This is a genomic window from Amycolatopsis sp. cmx-4-83, from assembly GCF_046548815.1.
Classification (GTDB): Bacteria; Actinomycetota; Actinomycetes; order Mycobacteriales; family Pseudonocardiaceae; genus Amycolatopsis; species Amycolatopsis pretoriensis_A.
In genome coordinates this window covers 78,956-96,020 of record NZ_JAEBEF010000007.1, presented here as the reverse complement: position 1 = coordinate 96,020, position 17,065 = coordinate 78,956, and the positions used below count along the sequence as shown (strand labels likewise).

Annotated in this window: 15 protein-coding genes; 3 read left to right on the top strand and 12 right to left on the bottom strand. The window is 70.8% G+C overall.

The annotated features are described in order from the left end of the window. Positions 1–4: 4 nt before the first annotated feature. The 3 genes from ACLJQM_RS22040 to ACLJQM_RS22030 are packed head-to-tail and all read right to left on the bottom strand — an operon-like array spanning position 5 to position 1,683. The gene (locus ACLJQM_RS22040) at positions 5–439 is read right to left on the bottom strand and encodes an SRPBCC family protein (RefSeq protein WP_086856845.1); all 435 of its coding nucleotides are present in this window, start codon (positions 437–439) and stop codon (positions 5–7) included. Positions 440–466: 27 nt separating this feature from the next. Then, positions 467–1,261 (bottom strand): metallophosphoesterase family protein, encoded by a 795-nt coding sequence (locus ACLJQM_RS22035; protein ID WP_410632621.1) that lies wholly within the window; start codon positions 1,259–1,261, stop codon positions 467–469. An 11-nt stretch (positions 1,262–1,272) separates the two neighbouring features. Continuing rightward, entirely contained in the window at positions 1,273–1,683 is a 411-nt protein-coding gene (locus tag ACLJQM_RS22030) for a polyketide cyclase / dehydrase and lipid transport (protein WP_247012119.1), read from the bottom strand. A 127-nt stretch (positions 1,684–1,810) separates the two neighbouring features. On the opposite strand from ACLJQM_RS22030, the gene ACLJQM_RS22025 reads away from it, so the two are divergent. Beyond that, positions 1,811–3,607, top strand: a complete 1,797-nt coding sequence (locus ACLJQM_RS22025; protein WP_360766766.1) for an AMP-dependent synthetase/ligase — start codon at positions 1,811–1,813, stop codon at positions 3,605–3,607. Between the two features lie 52 nt (positions 3,608–3,659). On the opposite strand, the gene ACLJQM_RS22020 is transcribed toward ACLJQM_RS22025, so the two are convergent. From ACLJQM_RS22020 to ACLJQM_RS22005, 4 genes are read right to left on the bottom strand one after another with little or no spacing between them, the layout of a single operon-like run. Beyond that, a complete protein-coding gene (locus ACLJQM_RS22020; protein ID WP_410632620.1) occupies positions 3,660–5,021 on the bottom strand; it encodes a GH1 family beta-glucosidase in 1,362 nt (453 codons plus the stop codon). Between the two features lie 16 nt (positions 5,022–5,037). Continuing rightward, positions 5,038–5,922, bottom strand: coding sequence for a carbohydrate ABC transporter permease (locus ACLJQM_RS22015; protein WP_410632619.1), 885 nt, complete (start codon positions 5,920–5,922; stop codon positions 5,038–5,040). A gap of 9 nt (positions 5,923–5,931) precedes the next feature. After that, positions 5,932–6,852, bottom strand: coding sequence for a carbohydrate ABC transporter permease (locus ACLJQM_RS22010; protein WP_410632618.1), 921 nt, complete (start codon positions 6,850–6,852; stop codon positions 5,932–5,934). Next, entirely contained in the window at positions 6,852–8,135 is a 1,284-nt protein-coding gene (locus ACLJQM_RS22005; RefSeq protein ID WP_360766754.1) for an extracellular solute-binding protein, read from the bottom strand. Before ACLJQM_RS22005 ends, ACLJQM_RS22010 begins: the two co-directional genes overlap by 1 nt. A gap of 222 nt (positions 8,136–8,357) precedes the next feature. Between ACLJQM_RS22005 and ACLJQM_RS22000 the strand changes: the two genes are divergently transcribed. Next, positions 8,358–9,395: a LacI family DNA-binding transcriptional regulator gene (locus tag ACLJQM_RS22000; protein WP_360766751.1), complete on the top strand. Its 1,038-nt coding sequence runs from the start codon at positions 8,358–8,360 to the stop codon at positions 9,393–9,395. On the opposite strand, the gene ACLJQM_RS21995 is transcribed toward ACLJQM_RS22000, so the two are convergent. From ACLJQM_RS21995 to ACLJQM_RS21980, 4 genes are all read right to left on the bottom strand, one after another. Continuing rightward, on the bottom strand, positions 9,370–10,257 hold the full coding sequence (locus tag ACLJQM_RS21995; RefSeq protein WP_410632616.1) for an aminoglycoside phosphotransferase family protein: 888 nt from the start codon (positions 10,255–10,257) through the stop codon (positions 9,370–9,372). The genes ACLJQM_RS22000 and ACLJQM_RS21995 overlap by 26 nt on opposite strands. After that, positions 10,254–11,363, bottom strand: coding sequence for an FAD-dependent monooxygenase (locus ACLJQM_RS21990; protein WP_410632615.1), 1,110 nt, complete (start codon positions 11,361–11,363; stop codon positions 10,254–10,256). The genes ACLJQM_RS21995 and ACLJQM_RS21990 overlap by 4 nt, the downstream gene beginning before the upstream one ends. 67 nt (positions 11,364–11,430) lie before the next feature. Next, on the bottom strand, positions 11,431–12,405 hold the full coding sequence (locus ACLJQM_RS21985) for a ferritin-like domain-containing protein (RefSeq protein WP_086865058.1): 975 nt from the start codon (positions 12,403–12,405) through the stop codon (positions 11,431–11,433). A gap of 129 nt (positions 12,406–12,534) precedes the next feature. Beyond that, positions 12,535–13,776, bottom strand: coding sequence for an aminotransferase class I/II-fold pyridoxal phosphate-dependent enzyme (locus ACLJQM_RS21980; RefSeq protein WP_410632614.1), 1,242 nt, complete (start codon positions 13,774–13,776; stop codon positions 12,535–12,537). Positions 13,777–13,839: 63 nt separating this feature from the next. On the opposite strand from ACLJQM_RS21980, the gene ACLJQM_RS21975 reads away from it, so the two are divergent. After that, a complete protein-coding gene (locus tag ACLJQM_RS21975) occupies positions 13,840–14,316 on the top strand; it encodes a hypothetical protein (RefSeq protein ID WP_410632613.1) in 477 nt (158 codons plus the stop codon). A gap of 1,433 nt (positions 14,317–15,749) precedes the next feature. Here the strand turns inward: ACLJQM_RS21975 and ACLJQM_RS21970 are convergent. Further along, entirely contained in the window at positions 15,750–16,973 is a 1,224-nt protein-coding gene (locus ACLJQM_RS21970) for a DUF222 domain-containing protein (RefSeq protein ID WP_410632612.1), read from the bottom strand. Between the last annotated feature and the right edge of the window lie 92 nt (positions 16,974–17,065).

The window sequence follows — 17,065 nt, the reverse complement described above, 5'->3', positions numbered from 1 at the left end:
GCGGCTACCCCTCGGCCCGCTTCTTGAGCTCCTTCAACGCGGTGTCCATGACCATCTTCTCGGCCTTGCGGCGCAGCAGCCCGATCATCGGCAGCGCCAGCTCGACCGACAGCGTGTAGGTGACCCGCGTCCGGCCGCCCAGGTCCTCGAGCGCGTAGCGGCCGTTCTGCGCCTTCTGCATCTGGCCCTTGACCAGGTGCCAGCTGACGCCGAGGCCGTCACCGTCCCAGTCGTACTCGAGGGTGTAGACGTCCTTGATCGGGCCCGCGTCCAGGGTCAGCTTGACCTGCTTGGCCCGGCCACCGGCGTCGGTGCCGAGGACCTCGGTCTGCCGGACGGCCTTGGCCCATTCCGGGTAGGCGGGGAAGTCGGCGATCACGGCCATCACCCGGCTGGGCTCGGCGTCGACCTCGATGGACTGTGTGGACTGCTCGGCCATGGGTCGAAGCGTAGCCGCCGCGGTCGGTCACCAGCGCAGCACGTACGGCTGCCCGGTCTCCTTGAAGTGACCCACGTTGCGGCACTCGGTCAGGCCGACCCGGACGCGCGAGGACAGCGGCTGGTGCACGTGGCCGAACACCGACCAGCGCGGCCGCTGTTCCCGGATCAGCTCCAGCAGCGCCGTGGAGCCGATCTCGTTGCGGCGCGCGACGACGTCGTAGGTCAGCTCCGGCAGGGCCGGCGGGCCGTGCGTGCAGAGGACGTCGACGTCGGTGAGCGCGGCGACGCTCTTGTCGTAGTCCTCGCGATCCCGCAGGTAGGGACGCCAGGCGGCGCCCTTGCGGCGGCGCGGGACGACGCCGTCGGGCAGCAGCGCGCCGCCGACGAACCCGAACCGCAGGCCGCCGATCTCGGTGACCTCGCCGTCGAGGACCTGGATGCCCTCGCCGGTGAACTCGGGCCACAGCGACGGCGTGTCGACGTTGCCGGGGGTGGCGTAGGTGGGGGCGGTCATCGCCGCGAACAGCGTCGCGTACTGCTCGCGGATGGCCTCGTCGACCGCGCCGGCCGGGTCGTCGAGGCTCGCCCAGAGCGTCCGGGAGAAGGCAACGGTTTCGTCACGGGTGCCTTCGCGGCGCAGGCGCGCGAACTCCCCGACCTTCTCGGCGCCGAACAGCGCGCCCATGATGCCCTTGTCGTGGTCGCGGTAGTCGACGAAGTCCAGCAGGTCGCCGAGCACGACCAGCGCGTCGGCCCCGTCCCCCGCCCGCTTCAGCGCGTCCGCGTTGCCGTGCACGTCCGAGACGACGTGTACCCGCACCCCTGGTCCCTTCAGTCTTCGCCGCGCGGAGGCACTCCGGGCTCGCGCCCGTCCTCCAGGATCTCCTTGAGCCCGAGCGCGATCGCCTTGGCCGCGCGGGCCCGCCGGTCGAACTCCCGGCGCAGGTCGCGCGGCGCCAGCGCCCGGGGCGCGCCCGCCGCGTCGGCGGGGGTCGCCCGCAGGAAGTAGTGCAGCAGGGTGCCGTCGAGCACCGGCTCGAGCCAGACCTCCATCGTACCGACGAGGGCGCCCCGCACGGTCCAGCGCAGGCCCTTGTCCCCCCGGTCGGTGTAGACCTCGAGGACCAGGTCGGGCCAGTAGCGCGGCCAGGAGCGGGGATCGGCGAAGACGGCGGCCACGGTGGACGGCGGGACCGCGAGGAACGTCTCGTCGACGACGTCGATGGCGGGCGGTGCGTTCACGTGCGAAGAATGTCACGCCCTCGCCGTGCGACGCCGATCAGCATGGTCTTAAGGTGCTCACCACGCTAAGTTGACTGGCGGGTAACAGCGGTGTCGCCTGCCGCACGCGTTGAACACGGAGGTCCACGTGCGCGAATACAGCGCTCCCGCCGGCAAGCCGGTGGCCGACGACGAGAACATGTCCGATGTCGTCTGGGCGAACGCCGAGCGGTTCTCCGACGTGGTGAGCTTCCGCCGCCAGGTCGAGGGCAGCTGGCTGGACGTGACCGCCAAGGAGTTCGCGGCCGAGGTGCTGGCCGTCGCCAAGGGCATGGCCCAGGCCGGGATCGGCCGCGGCGACCGCGTCGCGATCATGTCGAAGACCCGCTACGAGTGGACGCTGATCGACTTCGCGATCTGGGCCGCGGGCGCGGTCACGGTGCCGATCTACGACACGTCGTCGCCCGAACAGGTGTACTGGATCCTCTCCGACTCGGCCGCCAAGGGCGTGTTCGTCGAGACGAACGGCCACCGCGGGGCGGTCGAGGAGATCCGCGACCGGCTCACCGAGCTGGACCACACGTGGCAGATCGAGGGCGACTCCCCCGCCGTCGAAGAGCTGGCCGCGCTGGGCGCGTCGCTGTCCGACGACGAGCTGCACGAGCGCCGCCGCGAGGTCGGCGCCGACGAGCTCGCCACGATCGTCTACACCTCGGGCACCACCGGCCGCCCCAAGGGCGTCGAGCTGACCCACCGCAACCTGCTGGCCGAGATCCGGGCCGACATCGAGGCGTTCCCGCAGCTGATGGAGCAGGGCAACTCGCTGCTGGTGTTCCTGCCGCTGGCGCACGTGCTGGCCCGCGCGATCGCCGTGACCGCGCTCACCGCGCGCGTCACCCTCGGGCACACCCCGGACGTCAAGAACCTGGTCGCCGACCTGGGCACCTTCCGGCCGACGTTCGTCGTCGCGGTGCCGCGGGTGTTCGAGAAGGTCTACAACTCGGCGAAGCAGAAGGCCCACGGCGACGGCAAGGGCAAGATCTTCGACGCCGCCGAGGCGGTCGCGGTCGAGTACAGCCAGGCGCAGGACAGCGGCGGCGCCGGGCTCGGCCTCAAGCTCAAGCACCTGGCGTTCGACAAGCTGGTCTACGGCAAGCTGCGCGCGGCCCTCGGCGGCCGCTGCGTGGCGGCAGTGTCCGGCGGCGCTCCCCTGGGCGCGCGCCTGGCCCACTTCTTCCGCGGCATCGGCGTCCCGGTGTTCGAGGGCTACGGCCTGACGGAGACGTCCGCGGCGGCGAACGTCAACACTCAGTCGGCGTTCCGCGTCGGCACGGTCGGCAAGCCGGTCAACGGCACGTCGGTCCGCATCGCCGACGACGGCGAGGTCATGCTCAAGGGCGACGTCGTGTTCCGGGCGTACTACAACAACCCGCAGGCGACCGAGGAGTCGCTCACGGACGGCTGGTTCCACACCGGCGACCTGGGCGAGCTGGACTCCGACGGGTTCTTGAAGATCACCGGCCGCAAGAAGGAGATCATCGTCACGGCGGGCGGCAAGAACGTCGCCCCGTCCGGCCTCGAGGACACGATCAAGGCCGCCCCGCTGGTCAGCCAGGCGATGGTGGTCGGCGACCAGCGCCCGTTCATCGCGGCGCTGGTGACGGTGGACGAGGAGTACTTCCCGGCGTGGAAGTCCCAGCACGGCAAGCCTTCGTCGGCCACGGTCGCGGACCTGGCTTCGGACCCGGACCTGCTCGCCGAGATCCAGGCGGCGGTGGACGAGGCGAACAAGCAGGTCTCGAAGGCCGAGGCGATCAAGAAGTTCACGGTGCTGTCGAACGACTTCACCGAGGCCGGCGGCGAGATCACGCCGAGCTTGAAGCTGAAGCGGAACGTGGTGTCGAAGAACTACGCCAACGACATCGAAGGCCTGTACAAGAAGTAGCCCGACGTTCGTGAAGGCCACCTCGAGCTCCTCAAGGTGGCCTTCACGGCTTTCAGGGGCGCTGGGCCGCGAGGAAGTCGCGGTACCAGCGGTAACTCGCCCGGGGAGTGCGCTGCTGGGTCGCGTAGTCCACGTGGACCAGGCCGAACCGGTGCTTGTACCCGTGGGCCCACTCGAAGTTGTCCAGCAGGGACCAGCAGAAGTACCCCCGCAGGTCCACCCCCGCCGCCGCGGCCGTGCGCGCCGCCTCGATGTGCTCGCTCAGGTACGTGATGCGCTCGTAGTCCGCGAAGTCGCTGCGGTCCGGGTACACGCACCCGTTCTCCGTGACGTAGACCGGGGGTAGCTCCGGGTAGCGGTTGTGCAGGCCCACCAGCGCTTCCGTCAGGCCCTCCGGCTCCACCGGCCAGCCCATGCCCGTGCGGGGGACGTCCGGCAACCCCGTGGTGTCCACGCCGATGTCGGCCGCCGTCCGGAGGGACGGGTCCGGCTCGCGGTGGGGAGCGTCCGCCACGTGCAGGCGGTAGTAGTAGTTGACGCCCAGGTAGTCCAGGGGCTGGCCGATCGTCCCCAGGTCGCCGTCGAGGCGGAAGGCGAAGTCCGACGCGCCGCTGAACATCGCCGCCAAGCCCGGGGCGTAGCGGCCGCCGAAGAGCGGGTCGGTGAACTGGCGGCGCAGCAGCGTGTCCTGGCGGGCGGCCGCCGCCGCGTCCGCCGCCGACGCGGTCACCGGGACCACCGGGGACTGGTTGAGAACGATGCCGAACTGGTGGTGCGGGGGTGCCTGCGCCCGCATCGCCCGCACCGCCAGGCCGTGGCCGAGCAGCAGGTGGTGGGCCGCGGCGAGGGCGCCGTCACCCTCCTTCGCGCCCGGGGCGTGGCGGCCCTCGCCGTAGCCCGCGACCGCGCACGGGTACGGCTCGTTCACCGTCGTCCAGTGCTCGACCAGGTCGCCGAGCTCCGCGTGGACCAGCGCCGCGTAGTCGGCGAAGCGGAACGCCGTGTCGCGCGAGCGCCAGCCGCCTTCGTCCTCCAGCGCCTGCGGCAGGTCCCAGTGGTAGAGCGTCAGGAACGGCTCGATCCCCTTCTCCCGCAGCCCTTCCGCGAGCCGGCGGTAGAAGTCGAGGCCCCGGCGTTCGACCCGGCCGCGGCCGGACGGCTGCACGCGCGGCCACGACACCGAGAACCGGTAGGCGTCCACGCCCAGGCCGGCGAGCAGGGCGAGGTCCTGCGGCCAGCGGTGGTAGTGGTCCGCCGCCGGTTCCCCGGTGTCGCCGCCGGCCACCGCGCCGGGGACCGCGGCGAAGGTGTCCCAAATGGACGGTCCGCGGCCGTCCGCGGTGGTGGCGCCTTCGATCTGGAACGCCGAAGTGGCGATGCCCCAGCGGAAGCCGGGCGGGAAACTGGTGGTCACGATGGTCTCCGTGGGGTCAGCCCTTGAGCGCGCCCTGCATGATGCCGCCGACGATCTGGCGGCCGAACAGCAGGAACACGAGGAGGACGGGGACGGTGCCGATGGTCGCGGCGGTGAGCACGAGCGTGTAGTCGGTGGTGTAGCCACTGGCCAAACTGGACAGCGCGGTCTGGACGGTCGGGTTCTCCGGCACCAGCACCACCAGCGGCCAGAAGAAGTCGTTCCACGCCTGCATGAACGTGAACAGGCCGAGCACCGCCGCGGCCGGGCGGGCGGCGGGCAGCGCCACGTGCCAGAACAGCCGCAGCGAGCCGCAGCCGTCCATCCGCCCGGCCTCCAGCAGTTCCAGCGGCAGCGCGCGTTCGAAGTACTGGCGCATGAAGAACACGCCGAACGCGGTGACCAGGCCGGGCACGATCACCGCCTGCAGCTGCCCGGCCCAGCCGAAGTCGGCCATCATCATGTACAGCGGGACGACGCCGAGCTCCGTCGGGATCGCCTGGGTGGCGACCACGAGCAGCAGCAGGAACGTCCGCCCGCGGAAGCGCAGCTTGGCGAAGGCGAACCCGGCCAGCGTCGAGAACAGCACCACCGACACGGTGATCGTGCCCGCGACGATCAGCGAGTTCCCGAGCGCCAGCGCGAAGTTCGTCTCGTCGAAGACGCGGGCGATGTTCTCGAACAGGTGCCCGCCCGGCACGAGCACCGGCGGCACGCTCCCGACCGCCTCCGTCGTCTGCGAGGAGACGACGAACGACCAGTACACGGGGAACGCCGAACCGGCCAGGATCGCGATCAGCGCGGCGTAGGTCCACGGGCTCGCGATCCGCCGGACCAGCCGCCGGGTCCGCCCGGGCGTGACCGGCGGCGCGGGCGCGGCCGGGGTCAGCACGGTAGTCATGTCCGCTCCTCAGTCCGTTTGGATGCGCCGGGTGACCAGGTACGACACGCCCGCGACGAGCATCGTGGCCACCGCCAGGATCAGCGCGATCGCCGAGCTGTAGCCGAAGTCGTACTTGGTGAAGCCCTGCTCGTAGAGGTAGAGCGCGGCGGTCTGGAACTGCCGGTCCGAGCCGCCGGTGGCCGCGGCCGTGCCGGGGTTGAACAGCAGCGGCTCGGCCAGCAGCCGCATGTTCCCGGTCGTCGCGATCACCGTGGAGAAGATGATCTGCGGCCGCAGCAGCGGCACCGTGATCCGCCAGAACTGCTGCCACCCGCGGGCGCCGTCGAGCGTGGCGGCCTCGTACATGGTCGACGGGATCGCCTGCATCGACGCCAGGAAGATCAGCGCGTGGTAGCCGGTCCAGCGCCACACCACCATCGCCGCGATGGCGGTGTGGGAGCTGGCCGTGCCCGCCTGCCAGTCGACGTGCCCGGCGCCGAACCAGCTCAGCGCCCAGTTGACCAGGCCGAAGTCCCGGCCGAACAGCTGCGCGAAGATGATCGTCACCGCCGCCACCGAGGTGATGTTCGGCAGGATCATCCCCATCCGGAACATCGTGCGCCCGCGCAGCCGGCGGTTGAGCAGGTGCGCGATGCCGAGCGCGAACAGGATCTGCGGGATCGTGGTCAGCAGCCACAGGCTGACCGTGTTCCCCATCGCGTTCCAGAAGTACGGATCGTGGAACAGCAGCTGCTCGTAGTTGCCGAACCCGATGAACGTCGCGCCCTCGGCGTCGAGCAGGTTCCGCTGCTGCAACGACACGAAAGCCGTGTACAGCAGCGGGAACAGCCCGAAGACGCCGAAGATCAGGAAGTACGGGCTGACGAAGCCGAACGGCGACAGCTTGACGTCCCACTTGTGCCGCCGGTCGGCCCAGGTCAGCGCCATTACTTGATCTTCTTCACGTCACCGACCAGCTGCTGCCACGCCGCCGCGCCGTCCTGCTTGCCCTGCTCGACGCGCTGCATCGCGTTGCCGAACTCCGTCTGCACGTCGCCGGCCTTGGGGCCCTGGTACTGCGGGTTCAGCTTCTTCGCCGCGTCGGTGAACAGCTTGCCCACAGGCGCGTTGGTGAAGAACGGGTTGGTGTAGCCGGTGATCTTCGGGTCGTCGTAGAGCGACGGCGTCGAGGGCAGCAGGCCCTGGCTGGTGAAGACCTTCGCCTGCTGCTCGGGCGCGGTCAGCCAGGCGGCGAGCTCGGCGGCTTCCTTGGTGTGCTTGCCCTGCTTGGGCACGGTCAGGTACGAGCCGCCCCAGTTGCCGCCCCCGCCGGGCACGGTCGCGACGTCCCACTTGCCCGCGGTGTCGGGGGCCTGGTCCTTGATCTTGGTCATCATCCAGGCCGGGCAGGTCACCGTGGCGAACTGGCCCTGGGTGAAGCCGGTGTTCCAGGTCGGCGTGCTGTAGAGCAGGCCGGCGCTCAGGTTGGCCTTGACGGCGTCGACGACCTGGTCCCAGCCGGTCCGCAGCGCCGGGTTGCTGTCGACGACGATCTGGTCGTTCCGGTCGTAGTAGCCCACGGGCGCCTGGCCGAAGATCGCGTTGAGCACGGTCGGGCCGCCGTCCATGAACTTGACGCCGTTCGGCGCCTTGGCCTGGAAGCGCTTGCCGGTCTCGAAGAACGCCTGCCAGGTCGGCCAGAGCGCGGAGACGGCGTCGCGGTCGGCGGGCAGCTGGGCCTTCTCGAACAGGTCACGCCGGTAGCAGATGGCCAGGCCGCCGACGTCGGTGCCGTAGCCGATCTGCTGGCCGCCCTTGCCCAGCGACGCCGACCACTTCCAGCCCAGCCAGCGGTCCTTGAGCTTGTCCCCGCCGACGGTGTTGAGGTCGAGGAACTTGTCCGGGTTCGCCTTGAACTGGGCGACGTAGCCGGTGTCGATCGCTTCGATGTCCGCGGCGCCGCCCCCGGTGGCCAGGTGCGCGGCGAGGTTCTTGTGGTGGTCGGAGTAGGCCGCGGTCCGCTCGGTGATCTCGATGTCCGGGTGGGCCGCCTGGTACTCCTTGATCAGGTCGGTGTAGCCGAAGTTGCCGAACAGGCCGAGGCTCAGCTTGACCTTCCCGCCACCGCCGGCGTCGCTGCTCCCGCAGGCGCTCACGGCGGTGACCGCGGCCAGCGCGGCGCACGCCACCGCGATCAGGCGGATCCGGCGGTTTCTCGTTTTCGGGCGCATGAGATCTCCGTTGTTCTGCGGGCCGGTCGGAAAACGCGGGACCCATGAGAGCGCTCCCAGGCACCATTCGTCAAGTAACGAAAAGATAACACGCCTCGGCGTTTACCCAGCCTGAGATCATGTGCTACAGATGTAACCGGTTACAGCCGTGACATCCGCGGCTTCACCTCGGGCCGGGGGCTCCGCCACCCGGACCCCCGGAAAGCAGCACAGGAGGTCGCCATGGTCACCGCTCGCGAGATCGCGAAGCTCTGCGGGGTTTCCGTCGCGACCGTGTCGCGGGTGTTCAACCGCCCCGCGACGGTCAGCGAGGCGACCCGCAGCCACGTCGAGCGCGTCGCCCGGGAGCTCGACTTCTCGCCGAACGAGTCGGCGCGGGCGCTGTCGCGGCAGCGCTCGGCGATGGTCGGGCTGGTCTGGGACACCGACCACCGGCGGCCCGGCTGGCGGCACCCGTTCCTGCAGGACCTGTTGCTGGGCCTCAAATCCGCGCTCAGCTCGCACGGCTACCACCTGCTGCTGCTCGCCACCAGCGACGACGCCCGCAACCGCCACCCCGGGGTGTCGCTGGCCGATCCGATCGCGTACGTCGGCATGACCCGGCGGCACCACCTGGCCGGGCTGGTGCTCATCGACAGCGGGACCGACGCCGAGGCGTTCGGCACGTTCGCCCAGTCCGGGCTGCCGTGCGTGGCGCTGGACGTCGCCCTCGCCGGCCCGCGCGCGACCTACGTGACCTCGGACAACGCCGCCGGCGCGGCCGAAGCCGTCCGGCACCTGGCCGCGCTCGGGCACCGCCGGATCGCCACGATCACCGGCCCGCGCGGCAACGCGCCCGCCGCCGCCCGCACCGAGGGCTACCGCCGCGGGCTGGCCGAAGCGGGGCTGCCGGTGCGCGAGGACTACGTGGTGACCGGGGACTTCTACCGCGAGAGCGGCTTCGTCGGCATGCGGCGGCTGCTCGCCCGCAAGGACCCGCCGACGGCGGTCTTCGCGGCCAGCGACGAGATGGCGGTCGGCGCGCTGCTGGCAGCCCGCACGGCCGGGCTGCGGGTGCCGGCCGACCTGGCGGTGGTGGGGTTCGACGACATCGAGGTGGCGTCGCTGGTCGACCCGGCCCTCACGACGGTGGCCCAGGACAAGCCGGGCTTCGGCACGGCGGCGGCCGGCGCGCTGCTCGCGATGATCGAGACCGCGGCGGCCCCCGAACCGGTCCGGCTGCCGACGAAGCTGGTCATCCGCGATTCGTGCGGCGGCTGACCTGGTACTCGGTGCGGATTTCGTCGAGGACGCGCTGGGCCTCGAGAGCTTCAGGGCCGCCTCGAGCGAGGGTGCCGAGGGTCTTCCACAGCGCCCAGCCGCGGCCGCGGGCCCACGTCGCGTCGTCGATCGCCAGCCGCTCGCGGAACACCCGGCGGCCCTCGGCGGTCAGCAGCGTCCACGCGATGGCGACGTCGCACGCCGGATCGCCGGCGCCGCACGTCCCGAAGTCGATGACCGCGGCCAGCTTCCCCTTGTCCAGCAGGAGGTTCCCCGCGGCGACGTCGCCGTGGAACCAGCGCACCACCCCGTCCCACGGCGCGTCGAGCGCGGCCTGCCAGATCTCGCCGGTCCGGTCGTCGAGCAGGTGCCGGACCAGCTCGTCGTAGGTGCGGAGGGTGCCGCCCCGGAACCAGTTGTGCTTCCCCGGCCCGGGCGCGCCCGCCGGGTCGACGTCCTGCAGCGCCGCCAGGAACCCGGCCAGGCCGGCCGCGAACGCGACGGGATCGGCGATGCGCTCCGCGGTCGCCGGTTCGCCGTCGAGCCAGGGGTACACCGACCACGGGAACGGGAAGTCCGCGCCCGGTCGGCCTTCCGCCAGCGGGACCGGGACGGGCAGCGGCAACCGGGGTGCGAGCACCGGGAGCCAGCGCTGTTCCTTCCCGACCGCCAGCGCGTACTCGGCTGCGGTCGGCAGCCGCACCGACATCGCGTCGCCGAGGTGGAAGGTCCGGTTGTCCCAGCCGCCGTTCGCCACGGGCCGCACCGCGAGCCCGGCCCAGTGCGGGAACTGCTCGGCGACGAGCCGCCGCACCTGGTCCTCGGTGACGTCGATGCGCCGGGGCGGCGGGCCGAGGCTCATCGGGCGCCGGCCTTCGCGTCCCAGTCGATGTGGTGCGCGTAGACCCAGCCCGGCTTTTCCCCGACGTCCTCGCCCGCGCTCGACGCGACCAGCTTCTCGACCCGCTCACGGCGGAGTCCTTCGTACGCCGCGAACGCCGACTCCGGATCCGGCAGATCACGGAGGCACTGCGCGAGCACGACGCTGTCTTCGATCGCCATCGACGCCCCCTGGGCGTCCGCCGGGGCCGCGGCGTGGGCGGCGTCGCCGACGAGCACCATTTCCGGCGTCCACCAGATCCGCGTCCGCGGGACGTCGTAGGAGTGGCCGCCGAACACCTCGGCGCCCGTCGCGGCGATGATGTCCGCGCAGGGCAACGGTTCCCCGGCGAACGCCGCGTGCGCGAACTCCCGCCACCCCGCCGGGGTGACCGCCGCGATCTCCTCGCGGGAGCGCTCGGCGTCGGGGATGCGGGCGAACCAGAACGTGGCGCCGTCCGGGTCGGTGGTGAAGCCGAAGGCCGCCTTGCGGCCGCGGACCATCCGGTAGATCCCGGCCGCCGACGGCAGCCCGGGCGCCCGCGTGTAGCCGTAGACGATGGTCTGGCCGGTGTAGCGCGGCGCGTCGGCGTCCGGGTCGATCAGCTTCCGGACCACCGAGTGCAACCCGTCCGCGCCGACCAGCACGTCACCCGTTTCGGTGGTGCCGTCGGCGAATTCGGCCGCGACACCGCCCCCGTCCGGCTTCGCGCCGACCAGGCGTTTGCCCCGTTCGAGCGGGACGGCGCGGCGCGCGGCTTCGTCCTGCAAGACGCGGTAGAGCGTCGCGCGGGTCAGGGTGCGTGGCCCGTCGGGGCCTTCGGTGCCGAACTCGCGGCGCCCGGCGGTCTCGCCGGTCGGGAGGACCAGCTCGACGCCCTGAGCGGCGAACGAGCTGTCGATCACCGGCCCGTCGGCGCCGATCGCGCGCAGGGCGTCCATGCCGTTGTGCATGATCGTGAGGAACGCGCCGATGTCGTCCCCGCCTGCCGGGTAGGCCTCGAACACGACCGGCTCGTGCCCGGCGAGCTTGAGCGCCATCGCCGTGACCGTGCCGGAGATCCCGCCACCCGCAACCAGTACCCGCACCCTGCTCCCCCTCGTGGACTCCGCGTGCCGCCGGCCACGACGTTACCGTGGCGGCGGCACGCGGGGTTCACTCCTTCGCGCCACTGGTGGCGATGTCGCCGTTGAGGCCGCGCGGGAAGAAGCCACCCGAGGACACCTTGTCCGGGTTGAGGTAGGCGATGTTGAGCACGCGGTCGGCCGAGCGCCCGAACGCGATGCCGTTGGCGTCCGCCGGGACGAGGTTCGCCTTGCCGTCCTTGAGCACGCCTTCGTCGTCGTCGGCCTTGCCGTCGAGGCTGTCGCGGGCGTCGGAGATCTTGTTCGTGACGTCGCCGAGGCCGCGTTCGAACAGCTGGCCGCGCACGATGCCCGCGTGGTAGGCCTCGACCGCGAGGATGCCCGCCGCGGCGTCGAGGAACGTCTTGTTGTTGACCAGCGGCGCCGCGCCCTTGTAGGCGGACACGCCGACGTCTTCGAACAGGTAGGCGGCGAGCAGGAAGTTGTTCTCGCTCGCGAACGGGTCGAAGGTCTGGCCTTCCTTGATCAGCCCCGCGGCCTGCATGGCGGCGGTGAAGCTGTTCTGGAAGTCGATCTCCGGCTGCGCGACGGCGGCCTTGTCGAGCGCCTTGCGCAAGAAGGTCACGTGCGCGACCTCGTCGCCGGCGATCTCCTGCACGATCTGCTTGGTGTGCTCGCTCTTGAACTTGACCGCGTGCCCGCCGGAGACCTTGCCGAGGTTGCCGATGCCGTTGACGTACTTCTCGTTCAGCCCGTAGCCGTAGACGGCGAACGAGTAGAGGTTCGCCTCCAGGTACTCCAGGTTGAGCGCGAAGTTCAGCACGGCGGCGTCGCTCGCCGCCTCCTTGGCGGCGTCGCCGCCCTGCGCGCCGTACTGCTGCGTGGCACCGGCCGAGCCGAGGCCCAGCGACAGCGCTGTGCCGAGCGCACCGGCGCCCGCGACGCCGAGCCCCGCCGCTCCCGCAGCCTTGAGGAAGCGGCGGCGGTCGGTCGCGTTCTCCGCGCTGCGCTCGATCAGCTGCCGTGTGTAGCGTTTTCCGAACACCGGGGGACGTCCTCTCGTGACGAGTTCGTCCACCTCACCCACCGGTCATACGTACGAGGACGGCCCCCGGCTCGGTCAAATCGGGAAAAAGTTCTTGCCGATTCTGTTCTTGCAGGTCACAGCCCCAGGTCAGGCGCGCTCGGCGACGGCGAGCCGGACGCAGACGGCCAGCGCGCGGACGGCCTCTTCGACCTCGGCGAGCTTCGGGAAGGTCGGCGCGATCCGGATGACGGCGTCGGCCGGGTCGTTGCCGTGCGGGTGCGTCGCGCCGGCGGGGGTCAGGGCGACCCCGGCCTCCTTGGCCAGCCGCACGACCTCCTTCGCGGTGCCCGCGGGGACGGTCAGCGTGATGAAGTACCCGCCGGTGGGCTTGGTCCAGGACGCCAGGTCCGCGAGCTCCTCGGTGAGGATGCGGTCGACGGCCGCGAACTTCGGCCCGATGATCTCGGCGTGCTTGCGCATGTGCGCGCGGACGCCGGCCTCGTCCTTGAGGAAGTGGGCGTGGCGCAGCTGGTTGACCTTGTCCGGGCCGATGGTGCGCTTGCCGATGTTGCCCGTCCACCAGGCGAGGTTGGCCTCGGAGGCGCCGAAGAACCCGACGCCGGCCCCGGCGAGGGTGATCTTGGAGGTCGAGCCGAAGACGAACACGCGGTCGGCGTTGCCGGCCTCGGTGGCCAGCGCCAGCAGGTCGGCCAGCTCCGGCTCGTCGTCGGTGAGGTGGTGCACGGCGTAGGCGTTGTCCCAGAAGATCCGGAAGTCCGGCGCCGCGGTGCGCATGGTGGCGAGCCGCTTGACGACGTCGTCACTGAACGTGACCCCGGTGGGGTTGCTGTACTTCGGCACGCACCAGATGCCCTTGACGGTGGGGTCCTCGGCGACCAGCGTCTCGACGGCGTCCATGTCCGGGCCTTCGTCGGTCATCGCGACCGGCACGAGCTCGATGCCGAACCGCGCGGTGAGCGCGAAGTGCCGGTCGTACCCCGGAACGGGCGCGAGGAACTTGACCTGCGGCTCGTCGGCCCACCGGCGCTCGGCCCCGGGCAGCTTGCTCAGCAGCGCCTGGACGACGGCGTCGTGCATGAGCTCGAGGCTGGAGTTCCCGGCGGCGAGCAGCTGCTCGGCGGGCACCTGCAGCGCACCGGCGAAGACGCGGCGCAGCTCGGCCAGGCCCTTCAGGCCGCCGTAGTTGCGGACGTCGGTGCCGTCCTCGGCCTTGAAGGAGCTGTCGCCGGGAAGGCTCAGCAGCGCGTTCGAAAGGTCGAGCTGCTCGGGCGACGGCTTGCCACGGGTGATGTCCAGGGAGAGGCCTCGGCCGACCAGGGCCGCGTAGTCGCTGCGGGCCGTGTCGACGTCGACGGAAGCAGTGGTCATGGCGTCAACGCTAAACCCGGCGTCGATACCATTTCGGGGCGGGTCCTGGCTAGGGTGGATCGTGTGCACCTAGTAGTCCACGCCGACCAGCGCCAGTTCTCGTTGCGCGACTCCGGTTCCACCCTGACGGGCAGCGGCTGGACCCCCGAGGCCCTCGACCACCGGATCGCGGCGGAGCCCGGCGGAATCGCGATCGTGACGGCCCGCTCGGACGTGGTGGAGTCTTCGGTGACGCTGTGCCCTTCGGCGCCTTCGGTGGTTGCGGAGGCGGAGCACGTGGTGGAAGCGGATCTTCCGGTTGCGAGCGGGAAACTCGTGATTTCCGGGCCCGCGGACTATCCGTGGCAGGAAAAGTTCTTTTCTGTGTTGCCGGGGTTGTACCGGGTGCGGGTGTCGTTCGTGCCGGCTGGGCCGCCGTCGGTTACTTGGAACGAGCATGAGTTCGGGGAGCATTACCGATACGTGGTGGAGTTGTGGCCGGTGTCGTCGGCGTCCGGGGTCGAGGTGCTGCGACAGGGGGCTTCGGTTTGGGATGGGTAGGGGTGCCGGCCGGGGTTTGGGTGGGGCGGGCGGGAGTTCGCGGGTAGGTGCCGGGGCGGTTGGTGGTCGGTTGGCTGGGGCTGCGCTGCTGGGTCGGGCATTGCTCGGGCGGGCGATGCTCGGACGGCAGCAGTGGGACGGGCAAAGCTCGGGCGGAAGGCGGGCAGAGCTCGGAGCGTATTGCTCGGGCGGGCGGCGCCCGGGAGGCAGTGCTCAGGCATCGTTGAGGTAGGCAGCATTGGGGCAGGCAACGCTTGGCGGGCACCGCTCGGGCGAACGTGCTCGGGCAGGCGGCACTGAGGCAGCACCGGCTTGAGCAGGCACCCGGTCGGGTGAGCAGCGCTGGGGCGAGAAACGCTCGGGCAGGCTGCACCGCGGGAGGAACAGCGCTCGGGTGGGCACCGCCGGGGAAGCCAGCGCTCGCGCGGAAAGCGCAGGGGCGGGCAGTGCTCCGGGGGTGCAGTGCTCGGGTAGCAACGTTGCGCGGACACCGCGGCGTACGGCCGAGGTAGACAGCGTTCGGGCGGAAGCACTGGGGACCGCGCTCGGACGGACGGGCAGTGCTCACGCGGAAAGCATTGGGCGGCCATGCTTTCGCGGAAAGCGCTCGGGTGCGCAGTACGGGCAGACACCACTGAGGTGGGCAGAACGGGGGCGGAAACCACTCAGGCGAGCAGCACAGGCAGAGACCACTGAGGTGGGCCAGCACTGGAACGGAAAGCACGCGGGCGGGCAAGTCTGAGTAGACACCGCTGAAGTCGGCAGCGCTCGGAGACAGTGCTGGGGCGGGCTGCGCTCGGGGACAGTGCCCGGACGGGCAACGCTCGGGCGAGCTGCGCTCGGAGACTGCGCTCGAGCGGGCAGTACTGGGGCGAGCTGCACTGGGAGACAGCACTCGGGCGGCCAATGCTCGGGCGAGCTGCGCTCGGGGACAGTGCTCGGACGGGCAAAACTAGGACCAGATGCGCTCCGGGACCGTGCCCGAGCAGGCAATGCTGGGGCCAGCTGCGCTCGGAGACCCTGCTCGGACGGGCGGGCTGGGGGCGAGCTGCGCTCGGAGACCCTGCTCGGACGGGCAGTGCTGGGGCCAGCTGCGCTCGGTAACCGTGCCCGGACAGGCAAGAGCTGAGGCGAGCTGCTCGAAGACTCTCCTTGAGCAGCAATGCTGGAGCCAACTGCGCTCGGAGAGCGTGCCCGGGCAGGAAAGTGCTGGAGCGAGCTGCGAGGGGGACGGTGCTCGGGCGGGCAAATGCGGGGGTGGGACGTGCCGGGGCGGCGATAGTCCTCGGATATCCAGCGGGGTGCGGTGTGGGGTCGGGGGTGGAGGGCGATTGGTGGTCGCTGGGGAGTGTTGGGGTGGCGGGAGACCGTTGTGGGGGCGTGGGTGTAGGCCCGTAGCCGGTGGCTGCGGGCCTTTCCCGTGTTCGGTTGTGTCAGGCTGCGAATGGGAGTGGTTGGTGGATGTTGTTGCGTCTGGGTTTTCGGTGTTTGTCCAGGAAGCGTGGGGGTAGGAATTCGGGGTGGCCGTCGTTCGCGAGGCGGACCTGCCAGCCGGAGCGGTGCATCAGGCGGTGATGGTGGGCGCAGAGCAGGACCAGGTTCGCGAGATCTGTGGGGCCGCCGTTGGCCCAGTGGCGGATGTGGTGGCCTTGGCAGTGCCGCGGTGGGCGGTGGCAGCCGGGGAAGGCGCAGCCTCGGTCGCGTAAGAACAGGGCTCGGCGGAGGCCGGGTGAGATCAGGCGGCGGGCTCTCCCCAAGTCCAGGGGTTCACTGGCGGCGCCGAGGACGGTGGGGATCAGTTTGCAGTCGCAGGCGTGGATGCGGGCCTCGACCGCGGAGATCAGGCCGGTGTCGCCCAGGGTCGCCTGGCCGAGGCCGGATCGCAGGTCCGACAGGGAGACGGCAACCAGGACGTGGGCGCGTTCACCAGCCTGAGTCGGCAGCTCTGGGGAGTTCAAAGCGAGGTCGATGGCGTCGGAGAAGGCGTCGCCGTAGCGTTCCTGCGGGGAACGGAAGTCTGCGCCGTCGTCGGAAGTGCGGCGTTCGGCCAGGGCGTCGAGCAGGGCGCTGGCTCGGGTTCCGGTTTCGTCGTCGAACCGGCCTGTCAGTTCCCAGGTTCCGGTGCGCCTGCGGCGTAACGAGAGTTCGCGGGTGGGGGTGGCCGGTTCGGTGTCCTCGGGGGCGGGGCCGTCGGGGTCGAGGTGGGCCAGGATCCGGGTGCCCAGGGCGGCGACTTGCTTGTGGCCTGCGTCGACGGCGAAGGCCAGCAGGTCCTGTTCGGCGGTGTCGCGGTGTTCGAGGGGGATGGGGGTGAGGGCGGTGATGATGGTGTCGATCATCGGGGTGCTCAGGGCACCCGTCAAAGCGGCAGCGCCGGTGGCGGGGGCGAGAGCGGGCGTGGCATCGAGGGTGTGCGCAGAGGTGAGGGAGAGGGCTCGGGTGACCGTGCGTTGGGCGGCCGTGTGGGGAATGTCGGCGAGGTGTTCGAGTAAGCGGGCAACAGAGCGGTAGCCGAACAGTTCCATCACGCCGCGGGATTCGATTTCCACCAGCAGAGTCCCGATTTCCGCTTCGGCAGACCGCACCACGGTGAGCAGCCCGCGGAGACGGTCGGCCAAGGCCTCCGCATCCGTCTGCCACACCGCTTCTCTGTCCACACAACAAGATTACCCGACCATCGACCGTATGTTCATCACTCGATCAGGTGGCGATGATCGTTGCGTGGGGAATCGGCGCTGGCGACCACCAC

Excerpts from the sequence above, each read along its gene's own strand:
- ACLJQM_RS22040 (WP_086856845.1), bottom strand. The coding sequence starts at position 439 with ATGGCCGAGCAGTCCACACAGTCCATCGAGGTCGACGCCGAGCCCAGC.
- ACLJQM_RS22015 (WP_410632619.1), bottom strand. The coding sequence starts at position 5,922 with ATGACTACCGTGCTGACCCCGGCCGCGCCCGCGCCGCCGGTCACGCCC.
- ACLJQM_RS22010 (WP_410632618.1), bottom strand. The coding sequence starts at position 6,852 with ATGGCGCTGACCTGGGCCGACCGGCGGCACAAGTGGGACGTCAAGCTG.
- ACLJQM_RS22005 (WP_360766754.1), bottom strand. The coding sequence starts at position 8,135 with ATGCGCCCGAAAACGAGAAACCGCCGGATCCGCCTGATCGCGGTGGCG.
- ACLJQM_RS22000 (WP_360766751.1), top strand. The coding sequence starts at position 8,358 with ATGGTCACCGCTCGCGAGATCGCGAAGCTCTGCGGGGTTTCCGTCGCG.
- ACLJQM_RS21995 (WP_410632616.1), bottom strand. The coding sequence starts at position 10,257 with ATGAGCCTCGGCCCGCCGCCCCGGCGCATCGACGTCACCGAGGACCAG.
- ACLJQM_RS21980 (WP_410632614.1), bottom strand. The coding sequence starts at position 13,776 with ATGACCACTGCTTCCGTCGACGTCGACACGGCCCGCAGCGACTACGCG.